Source organism: Gemmatimonas sp. (genome assembly GCF_027531815.1).
In the GTDB taxonomy this organism is placed as follows: domain Bacteria; phylum Gemmatimonadota; class Gemmatimonadetes; order Gemmatimonadales; family Gemmatimonadaceae; genus Gemmatimonas.
In genome coordinates this window covers 1-19,789 of record NZ_JAPZSK010000009.1, presented here as the reverse complement: position 1 = coordinate 19,789, position 19,789 = coordinate 1, and the positions used below count along the sequence as shown (strand labels likewise).

At 69.3% G+C, this 19,789-nt stretch carries 18 protein-coding genes; 10 read left to right on the top strand and 8 right to left on the bottom strand.

Annotated elements, in window-relative coordinates:
* Nucleotides 1-229: 229 nt before the first annotated feature.
* The gene (locus O9271_RS11920) at nt 230-442 is read right to left on the bottom strand and encodes a hypothetical protein (RefSeq protein WP_298269882.1); all 213 of its coding nucleotides are present in this window, start codon (nt 440-442) and stop codon (nt 230-232) included.
* 39 nt (nt 443-481) lie between these two features.
* Nucleotides 482-1,150 carry a hypothetical protein gene (locus O9271_RS11915; RefSeq protein WP_298269880.1) on the bottom strand — a complete coding sequence of 223 codons (669 nt, stop codon included), beginning with the start codon at nt 1,148-1,150 and terminating at the stop codon, nt 482-484.
* Nucleotides 1,151-1,488: 338 nt separating this feature from the next.
* Here O9271_RS11915 and O9271_RS11910 point away from each other — a divergent pair, with 338 nt between their 5' ends.
* Genes O9271_RS11910 through O9271_RS11900 form a run of 3 tightly spaced genes read left to right on the top strand, consistent with a single transcriptional unit; the run spans nt 1,489 to nt 3,197 of the window.
* On the top strand, nt 1,489-2,091 hold the full coding sequence (locus tag O9271_RS11910) for a hypothetical protein (RefSeq protein ID WP_298269877.1): 603 nt from the start codon (nt 1,489-1,491) through the stop codon (nt 2,089-2,091).
* 42 nt (nt 2,092-2,133) lie between these two features.
* A complete protein-coding gene (locus O9271_RS11905) occupies nt 2,134-2,877 on the top strand; it encodes a hypothetical protein (protein WP_298269874.1) in 744 nt (247 codons plus the stop codon).
* A 35-nt stretch (nt 2,878-2,912) separates the two neighbouring features.
* Nucleotides 2,913-3,197, top strand: a complete 285-nt coding sequence (locus O9271_RS11900) for a hypothetical protein (RefSeq protein WP_298269871.1) — start codon at nt 2,913-2,915, stop codon at nt 3,195-3,197.
* A gap of 69 nt (nt 3,198-3,266) precedes the next feature.
* On the opposite strand, the gene O9271_RS11895 is transcribed toward O9271_RS11900, so the two are convergent.
* Complete coding sequence (locus O9271_RS11895; RefSeq protein ID WP_298269869.1) at nt 3,267-4,088, bottom strand: SDR family oxidoreductase; 822 nt, start codon at nt 4,086-4,088, stop codon at nt 3,267-3,269.
* Between the two features lie 116 nt (nt 4,089-4,204).
* Nucleotides 4,205-4,972, bottom strand: coding sequence for a hypothetical protein (locus tag O9271_RS11890; protein WP_298269867.1), 768 nt, complete (start codon nt 4,970-4,972; stop codon nt 4,205-4,207).
* Nucleotides 4,973-5,124: 152 nt separating this feature from the next.
* Between O9271_RS11890 and O9271_RS11885 the strand changes: the two genes are divergently transcribed.
* The 6 genes from O9271_RS11885 (at nt 5,125) to O9271_RS11860 (ending at nt 14,967) form a co-directional block, all read left to right on the top strand.
* The gene (locus O9271_RS11885; protein ID WP_298269865.1) at nt 5,125-6,135 is read left to right on the top strand and encodes a fumarylacetoacetate hydrolase family protein; all 1,011 of its coding nucleotides are present in this window, start codon (nt 5,125-5,127) and stop codon (nt 6,133-6,135) included.
* Between the two features lie 234 nt (nt 6,136-6,369).
* Nucleotides 6,370-7,266, top strand: a complete 897-nt coding sequence (locus O9271_RS11880; RefSeq protein ID WP_298269862.1) for an ABC transporter ATP-binding protein — start codon at nt 6,370-6,372, stop codon at nt 7,264-7,266.
* Nucleotides 7,266-10,874 (top strand): M1 family aminopeptidase, encoded by a 3,609-nt coding sequence (locus O9271_RS11875; RefSeq protein ID WP_298269859.1) that lies wholly within the window; start codon nt 7,266-7,268, stop codon nt 10,872-10,874. Before O9271_RS11880 ends, O9271_RS11875 begins: the two co-directional genes overlap by 1 nt.
* Nucleotides 10,875-11,649: 775 nt before the next feature.
* Nucleotides 11,650-11,844 (top strand): hypothetical protein, encoded by a 195-nt coding sequence (locus tag O9271_RS11870; RefSeq protein WP_298269856.1) that lies wholly within the window; start codon nt 11,650-11,652, stop codon nt 11,842-11,844.
* Nucleotides 11,845-11,861: 17 nt separating this feature from the next.
* Nucleotides 11,862-13,559: an FAD-dependent oxidoreductase gene (locus tag O9271_RS11865; RefSeq protein ID WP_298269854.1), complete on the top strand. Its 1,698-nt coding sequence runs from the start codon at nt 11,862-11,864 to the stop codon at nt 13,557-13,559.
* A gap of 622 nt (nt 13,560-14,181) precedes the next feature.
* Nucleotides 14,182-14,967, top strand: coding sequence for a PEP-CTERM sorting domain-containing protein (locus O9271_RS11860; RefSeq protein WP_298269852.1), 786 nt, complete (start codon nt 14,182-14,184; stop codon nt 14,965-14,967).
* A gap of 48 nt (nt 14,968-15,015) precedes the next feature.
* Here the strand turns inward: O9271_RS11860 and O9271_RS18470 are convergent, their stop codons facing one another.
* Nucleotides 15,016-15,252 carry a transposase gene (locus tag O9271_RS18470; RefSeq protein WP_343213906.1) on the bottom strand — a complete coding sequence of 79 codons (237 nt, stop codon included), beginning with the start codon at nt 15,250-15,252 and terminating at the stop codon, nt 15,016-15,018.
* A gap of 477 nt (nt 15,253-15,729) precedes the next feature.
* On the opposite strand from O9271_RS18470, the gene O9271_RS11850 reads away from it, so the two are divergent.
* Nucleotides 15,730-16,857 carry a GGDEF domain-containing protein gene (locus O9271_RS11850; RefSeq protein WP_298269849.1) on the top strand — a complete coding sequence of 376 codons (1,128 nt, stop codon included), beginning with the start codon at nt 15,730-15,732 and terminating at the stop codon, nt 16,855-16,857.
* Between the two features lie 555 nt (nt 16,858-17,412).
* Here O9271_RS11850 and O9271_RS11845 read toward each other — a convergent pair.
* The 3 genes from O9271_RS11845 to O9271_RS11835 all read right to left on the bottom strand — a co-directional run bounded on the left by O9271_RS11845 (nt 17,413) and on the right by O9271_RS11835 (nt 19,656).
* Nucleotides 17,413-18,027 (bottom strand): transposase, encoded by a 615-nt coding sequence (locus O9271_RS11845; RefSeq protein ID WP_298269847.1) that lies wholly within the window; start codon nt 18,025-18,027, stop codon nt 17,413-17,415.
* 117 nt (nt 18,028-18,144) lie between these two features.
* Entirely contained in the window at nt 18,145-19,074 is a 930-nt protein-coding gene (locus O9271_RS11840; protein ID WP_298269844.1) for a glycosyltransferase, read from the bottom strand.
* 246 nt (nt 19,075-19,320) lie between these two features.
* Nucleotides 19,321-19,656, bottom strand: a complete 336-nt coding sequence (locus O9271_RS11835) for a hypothetical protein (RefSeq protein ID WP_298269841.1) — start codon at nt 19,654-19,656, stop codon at nt 19,321-19,323.
* Nucleotides 19,657-19,789: the final 133 nt, after the last annotated feature.

The window sequence follows — 19,789 nt, the reverse complement described above, 5'->3', positions numbered from 1 at the left end:
GCAGAGCGGGTGCGGAGCGTAAGAGCATGGCAGGGAGTGTTGGCACGATGACGCGGAATCTTTGCTCAGTAAGACGCCGACGTTCCGCGGGACGTCACGCCCCACCGGCTACCGATCGACCGGTTCCTGCACGACCGGTTCCCGTAGCTACGGCAACCGCACCGACGGCACGGCGAGGAGTTTCGCCGGCCATCGGTGCGGCAGCGGGCACCGTCAGGAACGTGCTCGCCTAATCGGCGAGCACGGTATATCCCGCGAGCACGGCGTGGCCGGTAACGTGGCGCCACCCGGCGAGCCGTCCCGGAGCCTTGCGCCCGGCATCGGCCGCAACATCAGGTCCGAGCGGGAGCGACTCCGGCGCCGCCATCGTGGTCGCGGCCACCAGCGCCAATCCGCCAAGGGCGGACCGGCAGCGGGGGTACGACGAAGTGCGAAGGCGCATGGGTGTTGGGAGAAAGGGAAGACCGGCGAAGGTCACCGCTTAGTCCATCGCCACGATGTAACCGGAGAAGTGATCGACCGAGAACCGGATCCACTTCTTGTCGATCGAGAGCAGGGTCGGTCGGAACTCGTCGACAATGGCCTTGCCAGTGGCATCGTTGAGCTGCTTCACGTCCTTGAAATACGCGCCCTGAACCTTCGGGTTAGTGAAGCCTGCGAAGTTCGTACCGTTGATCGGCTGCTCGAGCGTCAGCGGCACCGCGAAGGTGATGCCGTGCGGCTCGAAGTCGTAGGCCACGATCGAACCGGCAACCTGCGTGACGCGGAACGTGACGTTGGCGCTGACGGCACCCGCGGGTACGACCAGACGCGCGCCGCTCGGAATGCGGAGCACACCGCCAGCCCTGCCAATCACGGCCGACGCCGTTCGTTCTTTGACGGGCTTCGTCCACGCCAGCGCCGTCACTTCTGTGGCCAGGCCACCGTTGCCACCCGCCGCCTTGTTGAAGCTGGCCGTTTGCGAGGGCAGGCTGGTCGGCCCGTCGGAGGTACACGCGGCGGTGCCCAGCGCCAGTCCGGCAGCGCCGACGAACAGCAGCGTGCGGGCCAGGCGCGGGGAGAGCCGCGCGCGAAGCGAATTGAACATAGACGTACTCGGTGAGAGATGTGGTGCGCCGTGGGGTGGAGAGAACTCCTCCGTGAGCAGCAATTCACCACCCGGCCGCTCTTGGCGTGGACGAAGAGTGGGGCGCTCCACGCGACTGCACTGTCATGCCGCACGTACAGGCTCGGACATTCTGAAGCTCTTGGCCAGCGCTGAAACACCGTGTTACACGGGTGGCGCGTCTCGTGCGGCCGCGGGTCACACACGCGGCGCTGGAAGAATACAGGACCGGCGCGGCGGCGCAATCCCTGTCGAGGCGTCCCGCGAAGCCGCGTTTCACCAGCACCGGCTCGCGCCGTGGCGCTGATACCTTTCCGTCGCCCCGGCTCGGGGCGCCGCGCCCCGTCGGCGCCCCGCGCAACTCACCGTCCCACGGCGTCCGCATGTGCCATTACGTCACGGCGATCCTCCCGCCCAAGGTCTCCCTGGCCTCGCTCGCTCCCATCGCCGCGCAGTACAGGCGTCAGCTGACGCCGCTCGCGGGCCCCGGGCTCGGCGCCTACCTCGCGCCGGGCGAACAGTACGTGCTGACCACGGCAGGACCCTGCGACTGCGACACCGCGCTGGGGCACCAGGTGCGGGCGTCCCGACAGGCCGAGCGCCCGCACGACGACGCGGCCCGAAGACTGGCCGCCAAGGGCTGGAGCAGCGCCAGGATCGCGCGCTCGCTGGCCCAGCGTGAGAAGGCCCGAGCGCGCCACACCGCCACGTCGACGGCGCAGGCCGACACGGACCTGGCCCGCTGGGAAGGCTTCCTCGTGGCGCTCCTGGAGTCCGGTGTGGCCTACGTCGGCCTCGTCCTGCACGACTACGAGGGGCCCGTGGATGCGGGCGTTGCCCTCACCGGTCGTCAGATCGTTGCCCTGGGCCGGGAGACGGCGCCGTTGCGGACCGTCCTGGCCTCCATGCGTGAAGACTGCCGTTACGATTTCCGTGTGCACCGTGATCGCACCGTGGCGGCGTCGGCCTCGTCGCTGGCGCCGTGATGCTCGGCCGGTACTGACAGGGGGGCGCCCACGATGTTCTCCATGACGGATGTCCCGCTGTCATCTCAGGCCAGTACACGCCTGCGAGCGGCGGCGACCTATCACGGCTCGCTGACGAGGCTGCGCTGGAGCTTGGTGGCGAACATGACCGGGGTCTTTGTGGTGCTGTTGTGCGGCGTCGCCGGCATCATGGTGGCGGCGTTCTGGTGGTTCGATGCGCTCCCGGATCTGCAGCGGCGAATGCCTGCCGCCCTCTGGGCGCTGGGCCTCCTGTACGGCTTCCTGCTGATCGTGTCGCTCAGGGACAGCCGATACTCGCACGAGGCGCTCGCCGAGCAGAAGGCGCGCGCCACGGCGGCGTTGGCGGACGGCCGGGAGCGGGTGGTGGTGGTCGAGTTCGACGAGACGAGTTTCGTGGTGCCGCACGAGCATGGCGTGTTCTACGGCGTCGACGATGGGCACGGCGGCACGGTCTTGCTCGACGTGTCCACGATCGCCGATGATCCGCGCGAATCGCAGGCGCGACGAACCCGCCAGGCGATGCACTGGCGACTGCACTACTGTGCCGGGCGCGTCCAGGGTGCTCGCTTCTCCGGACGACGGAAGCCCATTCGGCGCATCGAGGGGCTCGATGATCGAGGGGAGTCTGGCCCAGACCGGGTGCTGGAGGTGCTCGGGGTGTCCGGGGCGCCGGATCTCGCGCGCGTGGCGTTGCCCATTCATGAGGCCGAGCGGCGTGTGCGCGAGGTGCTCGCGCAGGATGCGTCGCCGGAGCGACGTGGGTAACCGGGCGGCTGTCGTTCCCCTTCTCCTCACCACCCATGCTGCTTCGCCTCGCCACCGGTCTCGCGCTACTTGATCTCATCACCACGGTCATCGGTGTCCGCCTGGCGGGCGCGGCCATCGAGGACAACGGATTGCACCGCGCAGTGATCGCGCGCGCGGGGGTAACGGGCTTCGTCGTCGTCTACGTCGCGGGTGCTGCGGTCCTCATTACCGTCCTGAACCACTTCGATGCCCTCGCCGGCTTCGTGGCGGTGCTGCTGCTGACCGTCCTGAACAACGCGTACGCGCTGATGCGACTGCGGGCGTCGCGGCGGTCGTAGGACTGGTCGCAGGGGCGGTTGCAGGGGCGGTTGCAGGGGCTTCGGCACTTGTCCGGCCCCGGTGGCGTGTCACCGCCGCGCGCGGCGCTCCCGTTCAACGGCGGCGAGGCCGCCGCGCTCGACGAGCGCCGGGAACCAGCGCCCCAGGCGCCAGAGGAAACGGGCCCGCGACGGGCGCACGATGATGCCTTCGTTCCGTTCGACCGCGTCGAGCGTTTCCCGCGCCAACGCCTCGACCCCATAGGGCGGTCCGGCGAACGCCTCGAGCAGGCGGCGTGTGTCGGGGCGCCAGGGGATCCCAGGCAGATCAGCCGGCGGCGTGGAGTCGAGCAGCGGCGTCTCGATCGCCGACGGGCAGAGCACGTGCACCTTCACGCCGTGTACCGCGGCCTCGATGCGCAGGCTCGTGCTCAGGCCAACCACGGCGTGCTTGGTCATGGCGTACGGCGTGAAGAGCGGCGCCGGACCCAGACCGGCAAGCGACGCGACGTTCAGGATGTGCCCGTGCCCCTGACGCACCATGATCGGGTAGCCAGCGGCCACCCCGTGGATAACCCCACGCACGTTGATGTCGAGGATGTGCTCCCAGTGGGCGAGCGGAATCTCGTGCGTTTCCCCCGAGACGCCGATGCCCGCGTTGTTGACCAGCAGGTCGAGCCGCCCGCCGGCGGCAGCCGCCTCGATGGCCGCGCGCACCTCCTCCGCATTCCGCACATCCACCACGACGGCGCTGGCGGTTGGCCCGGCCTCCGCCGCCACCCGCTCGGCGGCGTCCCGGTTGATATCGGCGACGGTGACCTGTGCGCCATGTCGGGCCAGCGCGAGGGCAAGCGCCCGACCAATGCCGGAGCCCGCTCCGGTGATGAAGGCGACTGCGTTGGTCCACGACATGGCGAACGGGGGCGAGGGGGGAGGGAGCCAAGCGACAAAGCTATCGCCCGTGCCGCGCCGGGAAGAAGGGCAGCGTGGGGCTGATGGCGGTGGGGCCCGCAAACGGCCCCCGCGCCTTACCCGCCGCAGCCGAAGGCGTAGCCCTTCTCCTGCGCGCGCCCGAGGGCGACGATCCCGGTCGCCATGAGATGCCCGTTCGGCACGAGGTGGGCGGCCAGCTCCTGCCGTACTGCTTCAACCGCCGCGGCGTCGGGGCTCCCACCCGCGGTCGCGCCCGCAATTGCCGAGGCAAGCCCGGTCGTCGTTCCGTTGCAGACGGCGAAGTGCACCCCGAGGTCCACGAGCTCCTTCCACTGGACGCCCTGCGTCAGCGCGTCGCCGCCGGGCGTGCGCAGGAACGGGTTGAACGCGAAGGGCTTCCCTGTGGCGGGGTCGACCCGCGTCTGCTGGGCAACCAGCGGATACTTGCTCCAGATCGTGTCGTCGAAGGCGAAGATCGTTGCCCCTGCCCGCAGGACGATCACCGCTCCGAGCTGGGCCGGTGTGAGCCCGTAGCCGGATTCATTCGAGCGGATCCAGTTGTTGCAGTAGCGTCCGGCGTTCAGGACGCCCGGTAGCGTGAAGGCGTCGAACACCATGCGGTGGCCGCGCGGTAGCGTGTCGAGCCAGGCGTCTTCGGCGTGCACGAGCGGCGTGGCCGGTGGGGCCGGAGGCGCGGGCGGCTGTGCAGCCGCTGGCCCGGGCGCGGCCCCTCTGCCCGCACGGCGAGGCGGTTGTGCACCGAGCGAGGTCAGCGCCCCGGCGCCGAGCGAGGTTCCGCCGACGAGTGTGGCGAGGCGGGCGAGGAAGCCGCGGCGCGTACCGGGCGTGGGTGATGATGCCATACGGAACTCTGGTTGAGGGTACAAGCGGCGGTGGTCCGCCGACGTGCCGGGGCTCGGCCCGGCATGCCATAGGCGTCGTACGGGCCTCGACGTCGGAAAGTTTTCCGGCCCCCCGCCGGCACCGTTCCGTACGCGGCGTATATTCGCGCGTCATGAGCTTCGATCGCCGCGACTTCCTGAAATCCGCTGGCGCGATTGGCGCGCTGGCCGCCGCCGGCTGTGCGCCGGGTCCGTCCACCACGCCGGCGCGGACGCTGGGCACCGGCCTCGCGCGGGGGCTCACGCTGCTCTCGTTCCGCGACGGCACCCTCGACCGCCTCGGCGCGAAGACCGCCAAGGGCATCCTCGACGTCGCGCGTGCGGCGGAGCTGCTGCGCCTGTACGCGCCGTCGACGCTGGACGACCTGCTGCAGCAGGAGGACGGGCCGAGCGTGCAGGCCGTGGTGGAGGCAGCGCTCACGACGCCGGCGGCTGCCCCGGCGTTCCGCCCCGAGGAGGGCCTCGTGTACGGGCCGCTGGTGCGCCGTCCGGACAAGATCGTCTGCGTCGGTCTCAACTATCGCCGGCACGCCGAGGAGGTCGGCGCAGCGATCCCGGCGCATCCGGTCCTCTTCAACAAGTTCAACGCCTCGCTCAACAACCACGGCGGCACGGTGACGCTGCCCGTCGATCTGGCCACCCAGTACGACTACGAGGTGGAGCTGGTCATCGTGATCGGGCGGACGGCGAAGCGCGTCTCCGAAGCCGAGGCGCTCTCGCACGTGGCCGGGTACGCCACCGGCAACGACTTCACGGCGCGCGACCTGCAGAACGGCCGCGGCGGGCAATGGATGGTGGGGAAGGCGCTCGACGGCTTCGCGCCGATTGGTCCGTATCTCGTCACCGCCGACCAGGTGGATCCCGACAACCTCACCATCGAGTGCCGCGTCAATGGCGAGACGCGGCAGTCGTCCAGCACGTCCGACTTCATCTTCGGTACGCGGCAGATGGTGAGCTACATCTCACAGTATTTCACGCTCAAGCCGGGCGATCTCATCTTCACCGGCACGCCGGCCGGCGTCATTCAGGGCATGGCGCCAGAGCGGCGGCAGTGGCTGAAGCCGGGCGATGCGGTGGCCTGCTCGGTGCAGGGACTTGGCGAGCTGGCGTTCACGCTGACCTGAGCGCGGGGCGTCGCGGCCGCCATGAGCCGCCGCATGCCGCCGGTCCCCGGCTGCGCTGCCACCTCCATTACCTGCCGACGACCCGGACACCGGGTCGCCCAGCTGTCCGCGCCCTACCGTTGGCACCGCGGTCACCTCGGGGCGGCGTGAAACCGTTCCCGAAACCTTCTCGTAGGCGACGGCACGCTGTTCCGCGTGCGCCCCTCACCTCACTCCCGACGCGTGGTCCGCCCTATGTCGCTCCGCATTCAAGAACTGTCGAAGACCTATCCCAATGGTGTGCACGCCCTCCGCGGCATCTCGCTCACCATCGAGCCGGGGATGTTCGGGCTCCTTGGGCCAAATGGGGCGGGAAAATCCTCGCTGATGCGCACCATCGCGACGCTGCAGCCGCCCGACGCCGGGACCATCCACTTCGGCGACATCGACGTTCTTGCGGAACCGGAGCGCCTGCGCGCCCAGCTCGGCTACCTGCCCCAGGAGTTCGGGCTCTATCCCAACATGCCGGCCGACGCGGTGCTCGATCACTTCGCGTCGCTCAAGGGGGTCGGTGATCGCGCCGAGCGCAAGGCGCTCGTCGATCGCTTGCTGCACCAGGTGAATCTCCACGAGGTCCGTGGGAAGAGCGTGGGCGGGTTCTCCGGCGGCATGAAGCAGCGCCTCGGCATCGCGATTGCCCTCGCTGGCAGCCCCCGCCTGCTCATCGTGGACGAGCCCACCGCCGGCCTCGACCCCACGGAACGCAACCGCTTCCTCAACCTTCTTGCCGACATCAGCGAGGAGGTCGTGGTCATCCTCTCCACGCACATCGTCGAGGATGTGCGCGAGCTCTGCTCGCAGATGGCGATCATCAATCAGGGGCGCGTGATCGTGCACGGGGCCCCGCAGCGCATCCTCGACGAGGTGCGTGGGCGCATCTGGCGCCGTACCGTCCCCCGCGCGCAGGCCGAGGCGTACCGCGCGCGCCACGAGGTCATTTCGGCGCGGCTCGCCGCCGGCAGCACCGTGCTCCACGTGTACGCCGAATCCGACCCGGGTGACGGCTTCGAGGCCGTCGAACCGGTGCTCGAGGATGTGTACTTCCATCGCCTCGCCACGGCCGCGGGCGGGCGCGTGCCGGCGGAGGCCTGATGTTCGGCCACCTCCTCGCCTTCGAACTGCGGAGCCACTTCCGTCGCCCCGTCACGTGGCTCTACGTGGCCATCATGTTCCTGCTGGCCTTCTTTGCGATCAGCACCGACGCGATCCTGATCGGGGAGTCGCTCGGGAAAGTCAAGAAGAACAGCCCCTATTCGCTCGCGCAGATGTACGGCATCATGCTCGCGATCGGGCAGATCATCACCAGTGCCCTCGTGGGAACGACCGTGCTCCGCGACGTGGACGTTGGCGTCCACGAGCTGCTCTTCACCACGCGACTCACGCGGCGCGGCTACCTCGGCGCCAAGTACCTCGCCGCCTTCGCCGCGATGCTGCTGGTGTTCGCGGCGCTGCCCGTGGGAGCGCTGCTGGGCACCGCCATGCCGTGGGTGAACCCCGAGACGGTGCAGGCGATCCGGGTCTGGGATTACGTGCAGCCCTTTCTGGTGATCGGCGTGCCTGGGGTGTTCTTCCTGAGTGCGCTGATCTTCACGACGGGCACGCTCACCCGCAGTGCGTTCACCGTGTATGTCGCCGGAATCCTGCTGCTGGTCGGCTACTCCATTGCGGCCAATCTCATCCGCACGCTGGATTACGACCAGATCGCGAACCTGGTCGATCCGTTCGCCATCCGCTCGATCAGCCTCGAGACGCGCTACTGGACGCCTGCCGAGCGCAACACCCGGCTGCTGCCGCTGGGCAGCTTCCTGCTCGCGAACCGTGCCCTCTGGGCGGCGATCGGCGCCGTGCTGCTTGCGGTCGCGTTCCGGTTCACGCGGCTCGAAGTCGGGGCGCCCCTCACCGGGCGGCGCCGCAAGGCGGCACCGGCCGCGACGGCCGCGAGCGGCGCGGTGCCGGTCCCGGTGCCCTCGAGCGCACCGGCCGCCGCGACCGGGCGGCGGCGCGCGCCGTCGCTCGGGACGGCGTGGTGGGACGTGACCCGCTTCCAGGCCACGGCCATGATCCGGTCGGTCCCGTTCCTCGCGATCGCGGCGATCGGGATGATCAACACCATCATGAACGCGTGGTTCGCCGACCAGAGCGGCATCAGCCGCAGCTGGCCGATGAGCTGGATCGTGTCGGAGAGCGTGATCGGGGGCAACGCGCTGTTCATGATCGTGCTGCTGACGTTCTACGCCGGGGAACTGGTCTGGCGCGAGCGCCAGCTCCGCGCCGACCAGGTCGCGGATGCGACGCCCGTGCCCACCGCCGCCGTGCTGCTCGGCAAGTACACGGCCATGCTCGGTGTCCTGTTCGCGTATGCGACGGCGGTGATGCTCGCCGGGATGGCCGTGCCCCTGCTCAAGGGCTTTCCCGTGGTGGACGTGCCGGTGTACTTGTGGCACACGTATCCCTACGACTTCCCGGGGTGGATCGCGATGACGGCGCTCGCGTTCCTCGCGCAGGCGCTCGTGCCGCGCAAGGCGATCGGGCACGTGGTTGTCATCCTCGTCTTCGTGGCCAACATCGCGCTGAGCAACCTCGGGTACACACACCAGCTGCTGCAGGTGGGGACGTCGCCCGACTTCACCTGGACCGACCTCAATGGGCTGGGCGACGTGCTGCCGGCGCTGGTGACGCTGCACGGATACTCGCTCTCGCTCGCGGCGGTGCTGCTCGCGGTGGCGTACGTGGCGTGGCCGCGCGGGACCGCGGCCGCGCCGCTCGGCGTGCGGCTCGCGACCCGCTTCCGCCGGCCGGCCCGCGTGGCCACGGCCGGTGGCGTGTTCGGCATGGCGGCCTTCGGCGGCACCTTCTTCTACAACGCGAACGTCCTCAACCGGTACGAGTCGCGGAAGAGCACCGAACGGCGACAGGTGGAGTACGAGCGCCGCTGGCGGCCGCTCGAGGCGCTTCGCGTGCCGAAGGTCGTGGCGACGAGCCTCGCCGTGGACCTCGCCCCGACCGCGCGCACGGCGCGGCTCTCGACCCGCTACACCATGGTCAACCGCACCGACCGCGCGCTCGACAGCGTGCTGGTGAACGTCGCGAGCGACGCGCCGGGGCTCGCCGTGACGCTCGATTCGCTCGTCTTCGACCGGGGGGCCACCCTCCTCGCCGCCGACACCGCGTTCGGGGTCCGGCTGCTGCGCCTGGCGCAGCCCTTGGCGCCGGGTGACACGTTGCGCCTGCACGTCGTCCAGCGCCTCGCCGCGCGCGGCTTCCCCAACGGGGCCCCCGACCGCTCGCTGGTCGAGAACGGCACCTTCCTCAACCGCGACTGGTTCCCGACGCTTGGCTACAGCCAGGGGGGCGAACTCGGCAGCGACGAACTGCGAAAGAAGTACGGCCTGCCCCCAACGCGTCGTGCGCTCCCGCGCACCGATGTGGCCGGGCTGCAGCGCCAGAGCTTCACCGCCGACGCCGACTTCGTGGCGTTCGACGCCACCGTGAGCACCGACCCCGACCAGATCGCGATGGCGCCCGGCTACCTCGAGCGGGAGTGGACGGCGGACGGGCGCCGGTACTTCCGCTACGTGATGGACGCCCCGATGCCCAACTTCTTCGCGGTGCTCTCGGCGCGATGGACCGTGACGCGGGGCAAGTGGGGGCAGGTGCCCATCGAGGTGTATCACCATCCCGCCCACCGCTTCAACGTGGCGCGCATGATCGAGGCGTCGCAGGCGTCGCTGGCGCTCTACACGCAGGAGTTCGGGCCCTACCAGCACCGGCAGTTGCGCATCGTGGAGTTCCCCCGGTATCAGGGGTTCGCGCAGTCGTTCCCGAACACGGTGCCCTACTCGGAGGGGATCGGCTTCGTCGCGCGCGTGGACAGCACCGACGTGGAGGATACCGACCTGCCGTACTTCGTGACCGCGCACGAGATCGCGCACCAGTGGTTCCCGTACCAGCGCATGCCCGCCGACGTGGAGGGGGCGCAGGCGCTGTCGGAAGCGCTGTCGGAGTACGCAGCCCTCGTGGCGACCGCGCGCAGGCACGGGCTGCCGTTCACGCAGAAGTTCCTGCGGTCGGAGCTCGACCGCTACCTGCGCGGGCGCGCGTCGGAGACCCGCAGCGAGCGCCCGCTCACGCGGGTGGATCGCGAGTCGTACGTGTGGTACCAGAAGGGCTCGCTCGCGCTCTTCGCGCTGCGGGAGCTCATTGGTGAGGCGACGCTGCACCGGGCCATTCGCGCGTACCTCGACGAGGGGCGCTTCACCGGCCCCCCGTACGCGACGACGTTCGACCTCATGCGGCACCTGACCGCGGCCACGCCGGACTCGCTGCGCTATGCCCTCACCGACTACTTCGACACGATCACCCTGTGGGACGTGCGGGCGGACAGCGCGACCAGTCGCCAGCGTGCCGATGGGCAGTACGAGGTGACCGTGGTGGCCACGGCGAAGAAGTTCCGCGCCGACTCGCTGGGGAACGAGACCGCGATCCCGATGGCGGACTACGTGGATGTGGGAGTGTTCGACGCGCCCGAGTCCGGTGCGCGGCTCGGGCGGCCGCTGGCCATCCGGCGCGTGAAGGTCACGACGGGGATGAGCCGGCACACCTTCGTGGTGCCGAAGCCGCCCACACGCGCGGGGATCGATCCCTACTCCCTGCTGATCGACCGCAACCCGGGGGACAACACGCGGGAGGTGAAGCGGTAGGGGCGGTAGGGGCCCCGGCCGTTCGTGGGGGCAGGGCGCGCCGTACGGGCCAGTTCCGCCCGAAGCCGATCGCCAAGACGCTGCGGCAGGCCGAGAGCAGCTTCGAAACACCACCGCAACGTCACCGGCGGACTTGCAGTAGCGACGTGCGCTCTGTCCGCGAACGCGGGGCCATGAGCAACCGGGGGGAGATGGGTAACGGAGTAAACCGGCAACATGGGCAACACTGTTGAACGGGTTACCCGCGAATGATGCGGTCCCGTTCGTCGAGCTTGGCCAAGAGGACGGTGGTGAAGATGATGGACCAGATGCCGTCTCGCGTGGTGAACTGCCCCTTGAAGTCGGCCGTCTACCGATCGTTCGGCGTCGTGGTCACGGGCGCCACCACCCCAGGGTGCCGATGTGGCGCCGGCGCCGTCGCTTGACCACCAAGCCGCGGCGTGCCAGCAAGTCCCCCGCGGTAGTCGTCGCCGGCCACTCGATGTGCGGATGACGGGCGGCAAGCCAATCGAGCAGCTTCGCCGGTCCCCAGTCCTGATGCTTCTTTCGCGCCTGACGTAAATGCTCGCCACGACGTCGCGGATGCGATGCGGACAGGGGATAGAAGCCCCCTGATAGTCTTCGATAAACTGCGGGCGCTGCTCCACCGGTGCGGTCTCCGACCACGGCATCGTCGCTCCTCGCGGGAGTTGAAGCGAAGATGCAGTTTGAATGGCTGTTACCCATGCTACCGGTTAGTGCTGTTGCCCATCTACCCGGTGCTCACCATGATGGGGTGATCGCCGACCGGTGCACCCCCGCGGTCTACCTCAACGGCTTCCCCCCGGGCGCCGCGTCGCTCACCGACATCGACCTGCTGGTGAAACCCGAGACGCTGCCGGGGGTGGAGGTGTACGCCGCCGGACTGGTGCCGCCGCAGGTCGAGCCAGGGATGTCGGGGTGCGGCAGCCTGGTGTTCTGGACCCGATGAGCCCGCCCAGCCTTCCCATGCCCTCCCGTCGCGACGTCATCCGCCAGCTGGCCCTCGGCGCACCGCTGGTGCTGCTGGCCCCCGCCTGCCGGCCGCTGCGTCCGCGCGGGGCGCCGGTGGGGGGGACGCGCGCCGACCTCGTCATTGCCGGCGGCGGGCTGGGCGGGTGCGCCGCCGCGCTGGCCGCCTGCGCCAACGGCCTCCGCGTGATCCTCACCGAGGAGACCGACTGGATCGGTGGGCAGCTCACCGCGCAGGCCGTCCCCCCCGACGAGAACCGGTGGATCGAGACCATCGGCGGCACCGCCAGCTACCGCGCGCTGCGCGAGGCGGTCCGCGCGCGCTACCGCCGCGACTACCCGCTCACCGCGCGCGCCCGCACCATCGCGCGCCTCAACCCCGGCAGCGGCTGGGTCTCCCGCCTCTGCGCCGACCCGCGCGCGTGGCTGGCCGAGCTGGAGGTGCTGCTGGCGCCGCACGAGGGCGCGGGCATGCTGCGCATCCTGCGGCGGCACCGCGTGGTGGACGCCGACGTGCAGGGCGACCGCGTGCGCGCCCTGCGGGCCCGGTCGCTGGAGACGGGTCGCGACGTGGTGCTCGAGGCCCCCTGGTTTGCCGACGCCACCGAGTTGGGGGACCTGCTCCCGCTCACCGGCACCGAGTACATGGTGGGCGCCGAGTCGCGCGCACAAACCGGCGAGCCGCACGCCAAGGACGCGCCGGAGCCCGACAACGTGCAGGGGTTCACCGTGTGCTTCGCCATGGACTGGCGCCCGGGGGAGGACCACACCATCGCGCGCCCGGCGCAGTACGACCGGTGGCGCGCGCAGCGCATGCGCTCCGACGAGGTGGCGGGGGCGCCGCTGCTCTCTTTCGACGACCCCGACAGCCGCCCCATCGGCTTCGATCCCGTGGCGCGGAAGGGGTTCTGGAGCTATCGCCGCATCGTGGACCGCGACCTGTTCACGCCGGGGAGCGCGGGGGGCGCGTTCGACCAGGACTGCACCATCGTCAACTGGATCCAGAATGACTACGCGTGGGGGTCGCTCACCGACGGCACCGCGGCCGATGCCGCGCGGCACCTGGAGGCGGCACGGCAGCTCAGCCTGTCGCTGCTGTATTGGCTGCAGGTGGAGTGCCCGCGCCCCGATGGGGGCCAGGGGTGGCGCGGGCTTCGGCTGCGCCCCGACGTGGTGGGCACCGCCGACGGGCTGGCCAAGGCGCCGTACATCCGCGAGGGGCGGCGCATCCTCGCGGAGGCCACGGTGCTGGAGCAGCACGTGACGCTGGAGGGGCGCATGGCGGACACCGGGGCGTCACAGGAGGCGGCGCGGGCGTACCCGTGGCCCGACAGCGTGGGGATCGGGCACTACTCCATGGACCTGCACGTCTCCACGCGCGGCGACCGCGGCCGCTACGGCGACACGCTCCCCTTCCAGATCCCGCTGGGGGCGCTGCTGCCGCGGCGCATGGAGAACCTCCTCCCCGCCGGCAAGAACCTGGGGGTCACGCACCTCACCAACGGCTGCTACCGCCTGCACCCCATCGAGTGGAACGTGGGAGAGGCGGTGGGGCACCTGGTGGCGGTCGCGAGGCGGCACGGCACCACGCCGCGCGCCGTGCGCCACACCCCTGCGTTATTGGCCAACTACCAGCGGCAGCTTGTGGCAGGAGGCATCCCGCTGGCGTGGCCCGATCCGCTGCCGCCGGGGTGATCGGCAAGGGCATGCGGGCGATCAGGAAGGTCCGGCGGACGCCTTCGGGTGATCGGTGGTCGCCATGCGCCCGCATCCCTTCGCCCGCTCCATCACGGGGTCGTGGCCCCGTACAATCTCCTCGCGCGTCGGCACCACGCGCAGGTGCGGCTGCACGCCGCGCCGATCGCCCATGGGGGCCTCGTCCAGGATGAAGCGCGCACTCGAGACCTGACCGCTCAGCCCGCTGCGCGGCAGGTGGAACGGATCAGGAGGCAGATGGGGAGCGCGACCCGTCGCGCGTTCGCGGGCGGCCGCGTCGGGGTGAAGGGGAAGATCGCGATCGTCCCGTCGGGTCCGCTGAAGAAGTCGCCGAACGGGGCGTCGACCCACGAGAACGGGAGCCACCCCTGATCGGCGGAGTCTACGCGCCGAGGGGCTCCGCGACGACGTTGCCCGGTCGTGTCAACGAACTTCGGATTCAGGACCCGAGTGAGGCAACGCACCGCGAGGTGCGGTATCGCGCGACTCGTTGACGGACTGGCGACCGCCTCTTTCGCACGTCAGGCTGGATCGGCTCTTGCGGGTGAGTGGAAGCGGAATCATCGGCTCGACCGTACTTCCTCTTTCAAACGGAGCTCCCATGCGCTCGTGCATCGCACTTTCCACGCTTCTGCTGGTCGCGGCACCCCTCGGCGCGCAGACGATCTACACCGGGTTCACGCAGAACCCCGGCTGCGTCGTGAACGGCCCCAACATGTGCGCGCAGAAGATCGCGCCGCAGGGTGCGGCGCTCACCGCCCGCAACGCCTTCTTCAGCAACCTCACCAATAACGTCGGCACGCAGAACCTTGAGAGCTTTGCGCCTGGCCTGGGGGCGCCGCTCGCCCTCGACTTCGGCTTCGCCGGCATCGCCACGCTCACCGGCTCGGGCAACATCGAGACCGAGGATCCGCTCGACATCATCCCCTTCGGCCGGTTCGCCATCAGCGGCAGCCAGTACTACCAGACGCAGGCCGCCGGTGTCGCCAACTTTTCCATCGTCTTCAGCCAACTGGTTGCCGGCTTCGGCTTCTACGGCATCGACTTCGGCGACGTCGGGGGTTCGGTCGGACTCGATCTCTTCGGCGGTGGCGTCAAGCTGAACACGCTGGTGATCCAGCCACAGGTGGCGCCGTCGGGCACGTTCGTGCCGGAGCTGAACGGTGGCCTGCGCTACTGGGGCGTGCTCTTCGGCAGCAACACCATTGACCGTGTGGATTTCACCCTGACCGGTCTGGATTATGACGCCGACGTGTTTGCCTTCGACGATCTCACCGTCGCGGATGCGAGCCAGGTCCAGAGCACCGTGCCGGAGCCGGCCACCTTCGCGCTCATGGGGGCGGGCCTGCTGGGGGTCGTCGTGGTCCGGCGTCGTTGCCGGAGGTAGGCGGCTCGCGATCCGCGCGGGAGAGGAATGTCAATCGGGGTCGGTCAACTATTCGTCGAACGTGTGGCGCGATCGCCGACCTCGCATGCCCCGCGCGCGATGGGCATACCAGCCATACTGCCGAGTCGTGACGTGCCCCTTCTCCGGAATGTGCACGAGCAACCGGGCCAGGAACTCCAGCGGGTCCACGGTCTCCGTGCCCGCCGTCGGACCGTCGGACTTGTCCGACCGGTACGTCACGGCCTTCGCGGTCCGGTTCGCCGAGCAGGCGGCGGTACAGACAATACGCCCGGAGGCGCGTGGGAATGGTGAGCACCACCTGCCGGTGCGGCACGGGCGCGAGGGGCGTGGTGTCGAGCCACTGCGTCCAGATGGCGAGCCGCTTCGCGTGGCAACTCGAACACGTCGCCGGCCAGGAACGTATTGGTCACCTGCACGACCACGGCGCGCCAGGGGCCGTACGCGCGCGCAAAGCGCTCGTCGTAGACGGTATGCAGGCGCTGCGTCGGCGCACCGTACGCCCTATGCCGGCGTACTGCAGGCCGTGGTCCTGGCCGCACGGCAAGACCTGCACGTGGAGTGGCACGATACGCTGTCGCGCCGGGCCGTGCTGGAGGTACAGGCGTCTGGATGCGTGCCGGTGGTGCGCGACGCGCTGGGGGTCCGGTGCTGGCGGGGCGATCCGGGCGTGGGGTGACCCCGCCCCTCCGTCAGTCGTCCGTGAGGGTCCCCCGGTGTGTCCTCACCTGCTGTCGCCTCCGCGTGATCCCCTCTTCGTTCCCCGCGTCCGAACACACTGCGCCGCTCGCTCCGGACGGCGCGCCACGGCCCGCCGGTGTGGCGGACGAGGATCGGCTGCGCATCAAGGTTCTGTTCTTCATTGCCGCCGGCTGCGCGGCACTGATGCTGCCGCTGGCGGCCTTCCGGTGGAGTGCCGGGGCGCATACGCGGGCGCTGTTCAACCTCTCCATTGCCGCCGTGTGTTTCGCGCTCGCGGTGGGGCTGCGTCGGGCGAAGCGGCTGAGAATGCTGGGGTGGGCGATCGCCGTCGTCCCGTTCATGGGTTCGGTGGTCACGCAGCTCATGGAGCGCGACACCGTGGCTGCGTGGGTGTTTCCCTGCCTGGTCACCTATTTCGTGATCTTCGGGCGTCGCACGGCGACGCTGATGGCGGCGGTGAACCTGGCGGTGCTCGGGGTACTCACGGCAGTGGTGCTGCGGGCGCCGGTAGTCCAGCTGGTGGTGCTGCTGGTGGCAGCCAGCTGGACAGTGGGGCTGATGATCGCGCTGGTGACCGAGGTGGAGCAGAAGCAGCGCGAGATCGAGCGGCTCGCCACGAGTGATCCGCTGACCGGTACGGGGAACCGGCGCGCGCTGACCGAAGCGCTCTCCCATGCCCGTCGGCAGCTGGCCCGGCAGCGGGAACAGGCCAGCCTGGTGCTGCTGGACGTCGACCACTTCAAGGCCGTGAACGACCGGCACGGCCATGAGGTGGGGGACCAGCTGCTGGTGGAACTGACGCGACTGGTGCGGTCGCGCATCCGCGACGCGGACCAGCTGTTCCGCTATGGCGGCGAGGAGTTCGTGCTGCTGCTGCGGCACACGCCGCTGGAAGGGGCGGCGCGGATGGCGGAGGAGCTACGCGCGCTCCTGGCGTCCCAGCTCACGTCGCCGGGCGGGGTGGTCACGGCGTCGTTCGGGTGCGCGGAGCTGGCGCCCGGTGAGGAGCCGTCGGAGTGGCTGACCCGGGCGGACGCGGCGCTGTACGTGGCCAAGGCCGAGGGGCGGAACCGGGTGGTGCGCGCACGTCCGGGGGTGGCGACGGGCGGGGCGCCGTCGGCGGGGGTTCCGGCCCTCGTGCCGGCGACGCAGCCACTGGCGGCGCTCTAAACGCCAGTACGGCGGGCGGCGCCCACGAGGACCGGAACAGTCTGCCCGACGTGGGCGGTATGGGCGCCCTGCCGTTCAGCGCGGTTCGCCGACCGTCGCGCGGCGGGTTCCGGCCAGCGCCACGCCCCGAACGATCAACCGCGCCAGTGTCATCACGCTCCGCCATCATGGTGCGGTCGTTTCCACTGGCCGATCACGGCACGCTGCAGCTCAACGCACGCATGCCAATCCGCCGCGCGAGCCGCCATCCGACGGCACCGGCGACCGTGAAGCGTGGTCGTAGTGCGTCGTACGTGGAGGCCGCGCGGCGGCGTCATCTCGTGGCGCTCACTCCGACGCGCGGCCGAAACATTCGACGAACGCGCCCTCGGGTCATTGGGTGGCCGGATGCACGTGCTGGGTACCTGGGCAGCTGCTTCGTTGCCCGTTGGCTTCGTGCTCGCGATGGGCGCGGCGAATGGGCATCAGTCGTGCGCTCAACCCGACCGGGGCAACCGGTTCACGCCCCCCACCCGCTACGTCGCCGGGCCGGAGGACGTCCGGCGAAAACCGGCGCTACCGCGACTCCAGCCAGAGCGCCTGCGGATTGGACGTCAGGCCCGGCACCATCGCCCGGAAGCGCACGATGCGCGGGGGGGACGCCGGCGTCAGGTCCACCTCGGCCAGAGTCGTGACGTGCCCCTTCTCCGGAATGTGCACGAGCACTCGCGCCAGGAACTCCAGCGGGTTCATCGTCTCCGTGCCCGCCGTGGGTCCGTCGGACTCGTCCGACCGGTACGTCACCGCCCTCGCGACGCGGTCGTACGTCAAGCGCTCCAGCGCGACCGGATTCCGCGCACAGCACCGGGCGAGCCGAGTGGCGAACGCCCGGTCCTCCTTCGGCACCCACACGGCGATGTAGACGTGGAACCGCGAGTGTGGCCAGGTGAGCCTGCCGGCGGCCTGCTCCTCACCAAACAGCTCGAGACGCACGAAGAGACGGAGCACGGCGTGGCGGAACGCCTCGGTCAAGCACGCCGTGTCGTGGGCGGGCCACGACACAAAGGTCCCATCCGGCCGAAAGCCGCCGTCGGTGACGAGCAGGATCAGCGCGATCTCGTCGAACGGGCGCTCGCGCAACTGCGCGACCAACTCGGCCAGGGGCGCGAGGCGCTCGAAGCTGTCGATCATCACCCCTGGTCGGAGTGGTCTGCCGCCGCCGGGGCTGAGGTGCCAGAGGTCTTCTCAGCGCTCACTATGGGGGGCGAACTGGGCAGTCGTACGATGCAGCGCGCTATCCATACCACTTCACGCTGATCGGCGACGGCGAATAAAGCGCAGGCTGTACGCAGTAGCGTTCCACAGCAGTTCTTCGAGTCGTGCACGTGGAAGGGTCCACGGATCGTGCAACGCGCCGACCTCGCGTCGCAGCTCTGACTGTACGCGCGGATGCAATCTTCCGAAGAGGAGAGGACCTGTGAGTGACTCCATAAAGCAGCGACGCTCGGCCCGGCGCGCGTTCTCTGTGTCGCGAAGATTGGACATACTCATCTGAGATGCGTGCACTCGAAACGTTGCAAGTGCCTCATCGACAAAGACCACGTTCCCCATGGTCATGAGGCGCAGCCACAGCTCATAGTCAACCAGCTGCCGCAGTCGCAGTGAAAACCCGTTTGCAGCCAGAAACGCCGATCGCGACATCAGCACGCTTGTTGGTTCACCGATGAAATTCGTGGTTCTGTGCCACAAGAGGTCGCGACGGCCGAGATACCACCCTCCATCACGTCGGAAGGGATACGAGATCGAATGAAGCTGCTCCAGATCTCTGACCAACTGTTGAAAGAGAGGATCAGAGCTATCGCCACTTGCCGCGACGTGGCGCCTGCTGAAGACAAGCGCAACCCGTGGGTCTCGGTTCGCTGCGGCAACCATCCTTTCCACGCAGTTTGGCTGTAGCATGTCGTCATGGAAGAGATACTTGATCCATACGCCCTGCGCGCTAAAGCCCAGATGATTCCAGTTCTGTACCATTCCCGGTAGCGCGCCGCGCACGCGGCGCGCCGGACGCCCGCAGTTCCTCACAAACTGCTCGATGATCTCCGGGCTGTCATCGGTTGAGCCGTTGTCTGAGATCAGAATCTCGATGTGCTCATAGCTTTGTGCCGCCGCCGAATGCAACGCATCGGACAAATACGGCCCACCGTTGAACACCGGAATGCATATGCTGACTTTCTGCATCAGTGAGAATACACCTCGTATCCCGTAGGCAGGGGGGTACATCTAGGTGTAAATGACAGGGAGGTTGTTCACAGGGGATAATGGCTGCACGCTGAGGTTGTCGAGACATCAATCCACAACCATCAGAGCCCCCATGAACATCCACAAGTTGGCACGTCTCACCCCGGTTGGGCGAGAGGTGCTGGTGCAGCGTGTCGCGACCGGCGTACCCGTGACGGTGGTCGCCCGCGAGGCCGGCGTCTCTCGTCAGACTGTGTACACGTGGTGCCGGCGGGCCGAGGAGAAACCCCGGAGGCGCTGCAGGACCGCGCGTCGACGCCGCCTCATTCGCCACAGCGGCTCGTCCGCTACCGGCGCCGCCAGATCGAGAAGCGGCGTCGGCAGCGCTTGAGCAGTCGGCGTATCGCCCAGTACGACAAACTGCCGATCTCCACGGTGGTGACCGAGATTCGGCGACTGGGCCTGAATCGGCTGGCGTCGCTGGAGCCGCCCCGTCCGGTGGTGCGGTACGAGCGCGAGCGACCTGGGGAACTTGTGCACCTCGACATCAAGAAGCTCGGGAAGATCGGTCGCGTCGGTCATGGGGCCGAGTCCTTGGGCGCCGGCGGCATGGGCAACCCGGATCCGCCCTGGCCACCGCGGGCCCCTTGCCCCGCGAGGATCGCCGTCGAGGTGAGGATGGCGAAGTGCGGGAAATGAAAGGCCACGCCGGTGC

Excerpts from the sequence above, each read along its gene's own strand:
- O9271_RS11895 (WP_298269869.1), bottom strand. The coding sequence starts at position 4,088 with ATGTCGTGGACCAACGCAGTCGCCTTCATCACCGGAGCGGGCTCCGGC.
- O9271_RS11910 (WP_298269877.1), top strand. The coding sequence starts at position 1,489 with ATGTGCCATTACGTCACGGCGATCCTCCCGCCCAAGGTCTCCCTGGCC.
- O9271_RS11860 (WP_298269852.1), top strand. The coding sequence starts at position 14,182 with ATGCGCTCGTGCATCGCACTTTCCACGCTTCTGCTGGTCGCGGCACCC.
- O9271_RS11900 (WP_298269871.1), top strand. The coding sequence starts at position 2,913 with ATGCTGCTTCGCCTCGCCACCGGTCTCGCGCTACTTGATCTCATCACC.
- O9271_RS11865 (WP_298269854.1), top strand. The coding sequence starts at position 11,862 with ATGCCCTCCCGTCGCGACGTCATCCGCCAGCTGGCCCTCGGCGCACCG.
- O9271_RS11890 (WP_298269867.1), bottom strand. The coding sequence starts at position 4,972 with ATGGCATCATCACCCACGCCCGGTACGCGCCGCGGCTTCCTCGCCCGC.
- O9271_RS11885 (WP_298269865.1), top strand. The coding sequence starts at position 5,125 with ATGAGCTTCGATCGCCGCGACTTCCTGAAATCCGCTGGCGCGATTGGC.
- O9271_RS11840 (WP_298269844.1), bottom strand. The coding sequence starts at position 19,074 with ATGCAGAAAGTCAGCATATGCATTCCGGTGTTCAACGGTGGGCCGTAT.
- O9271_RS11875 (WP_298269859.1), top strand. The coding sequence starts at position 7,266 with ATGTTCGGCCACCTCCTCGCCTTCGAACTGCGGAGCCACTTCCGTCGC.
- O9271_RS11905 (WP_298269874.1), top strand. The coding sequence starts at position 2,134 with ATGACGGATGTCCCGCTGTCATCTCAGGCCAGTACACGCCTGCGAGCG.
- O9271_RS11845 (WP_298269847.1), bottom strand. The coding sequence starts at position 18,027 with ATGATCGACAGCTTCGAGCGCCTCGCGCCCCTGGCCGAGTTGGTCGCG.
- O9271_RS11880 (WP_298269862.1), top strand. The coding sequence starts at position 6,370 with ATGTCGCTCCGCATTCAAGAACTGTCGAAGACCTATCCCAATGGTGTG.
- O9271_RS11920 (WP_298269882.1), bottom strand. The coding sequence starts at position 442 with ATGCGCCTTCGCACTTCGTCGTACCCCCGCTGCCGGTCCGCCCTTGGC.
- O9271_RS11835 (WP_298269841.1), bottom strand. The coding sequence starts at position 19,656 with ATGACCGACGCGACCGATCTTCCCGAGCTTCTTGATGTCGAGGTGCAC.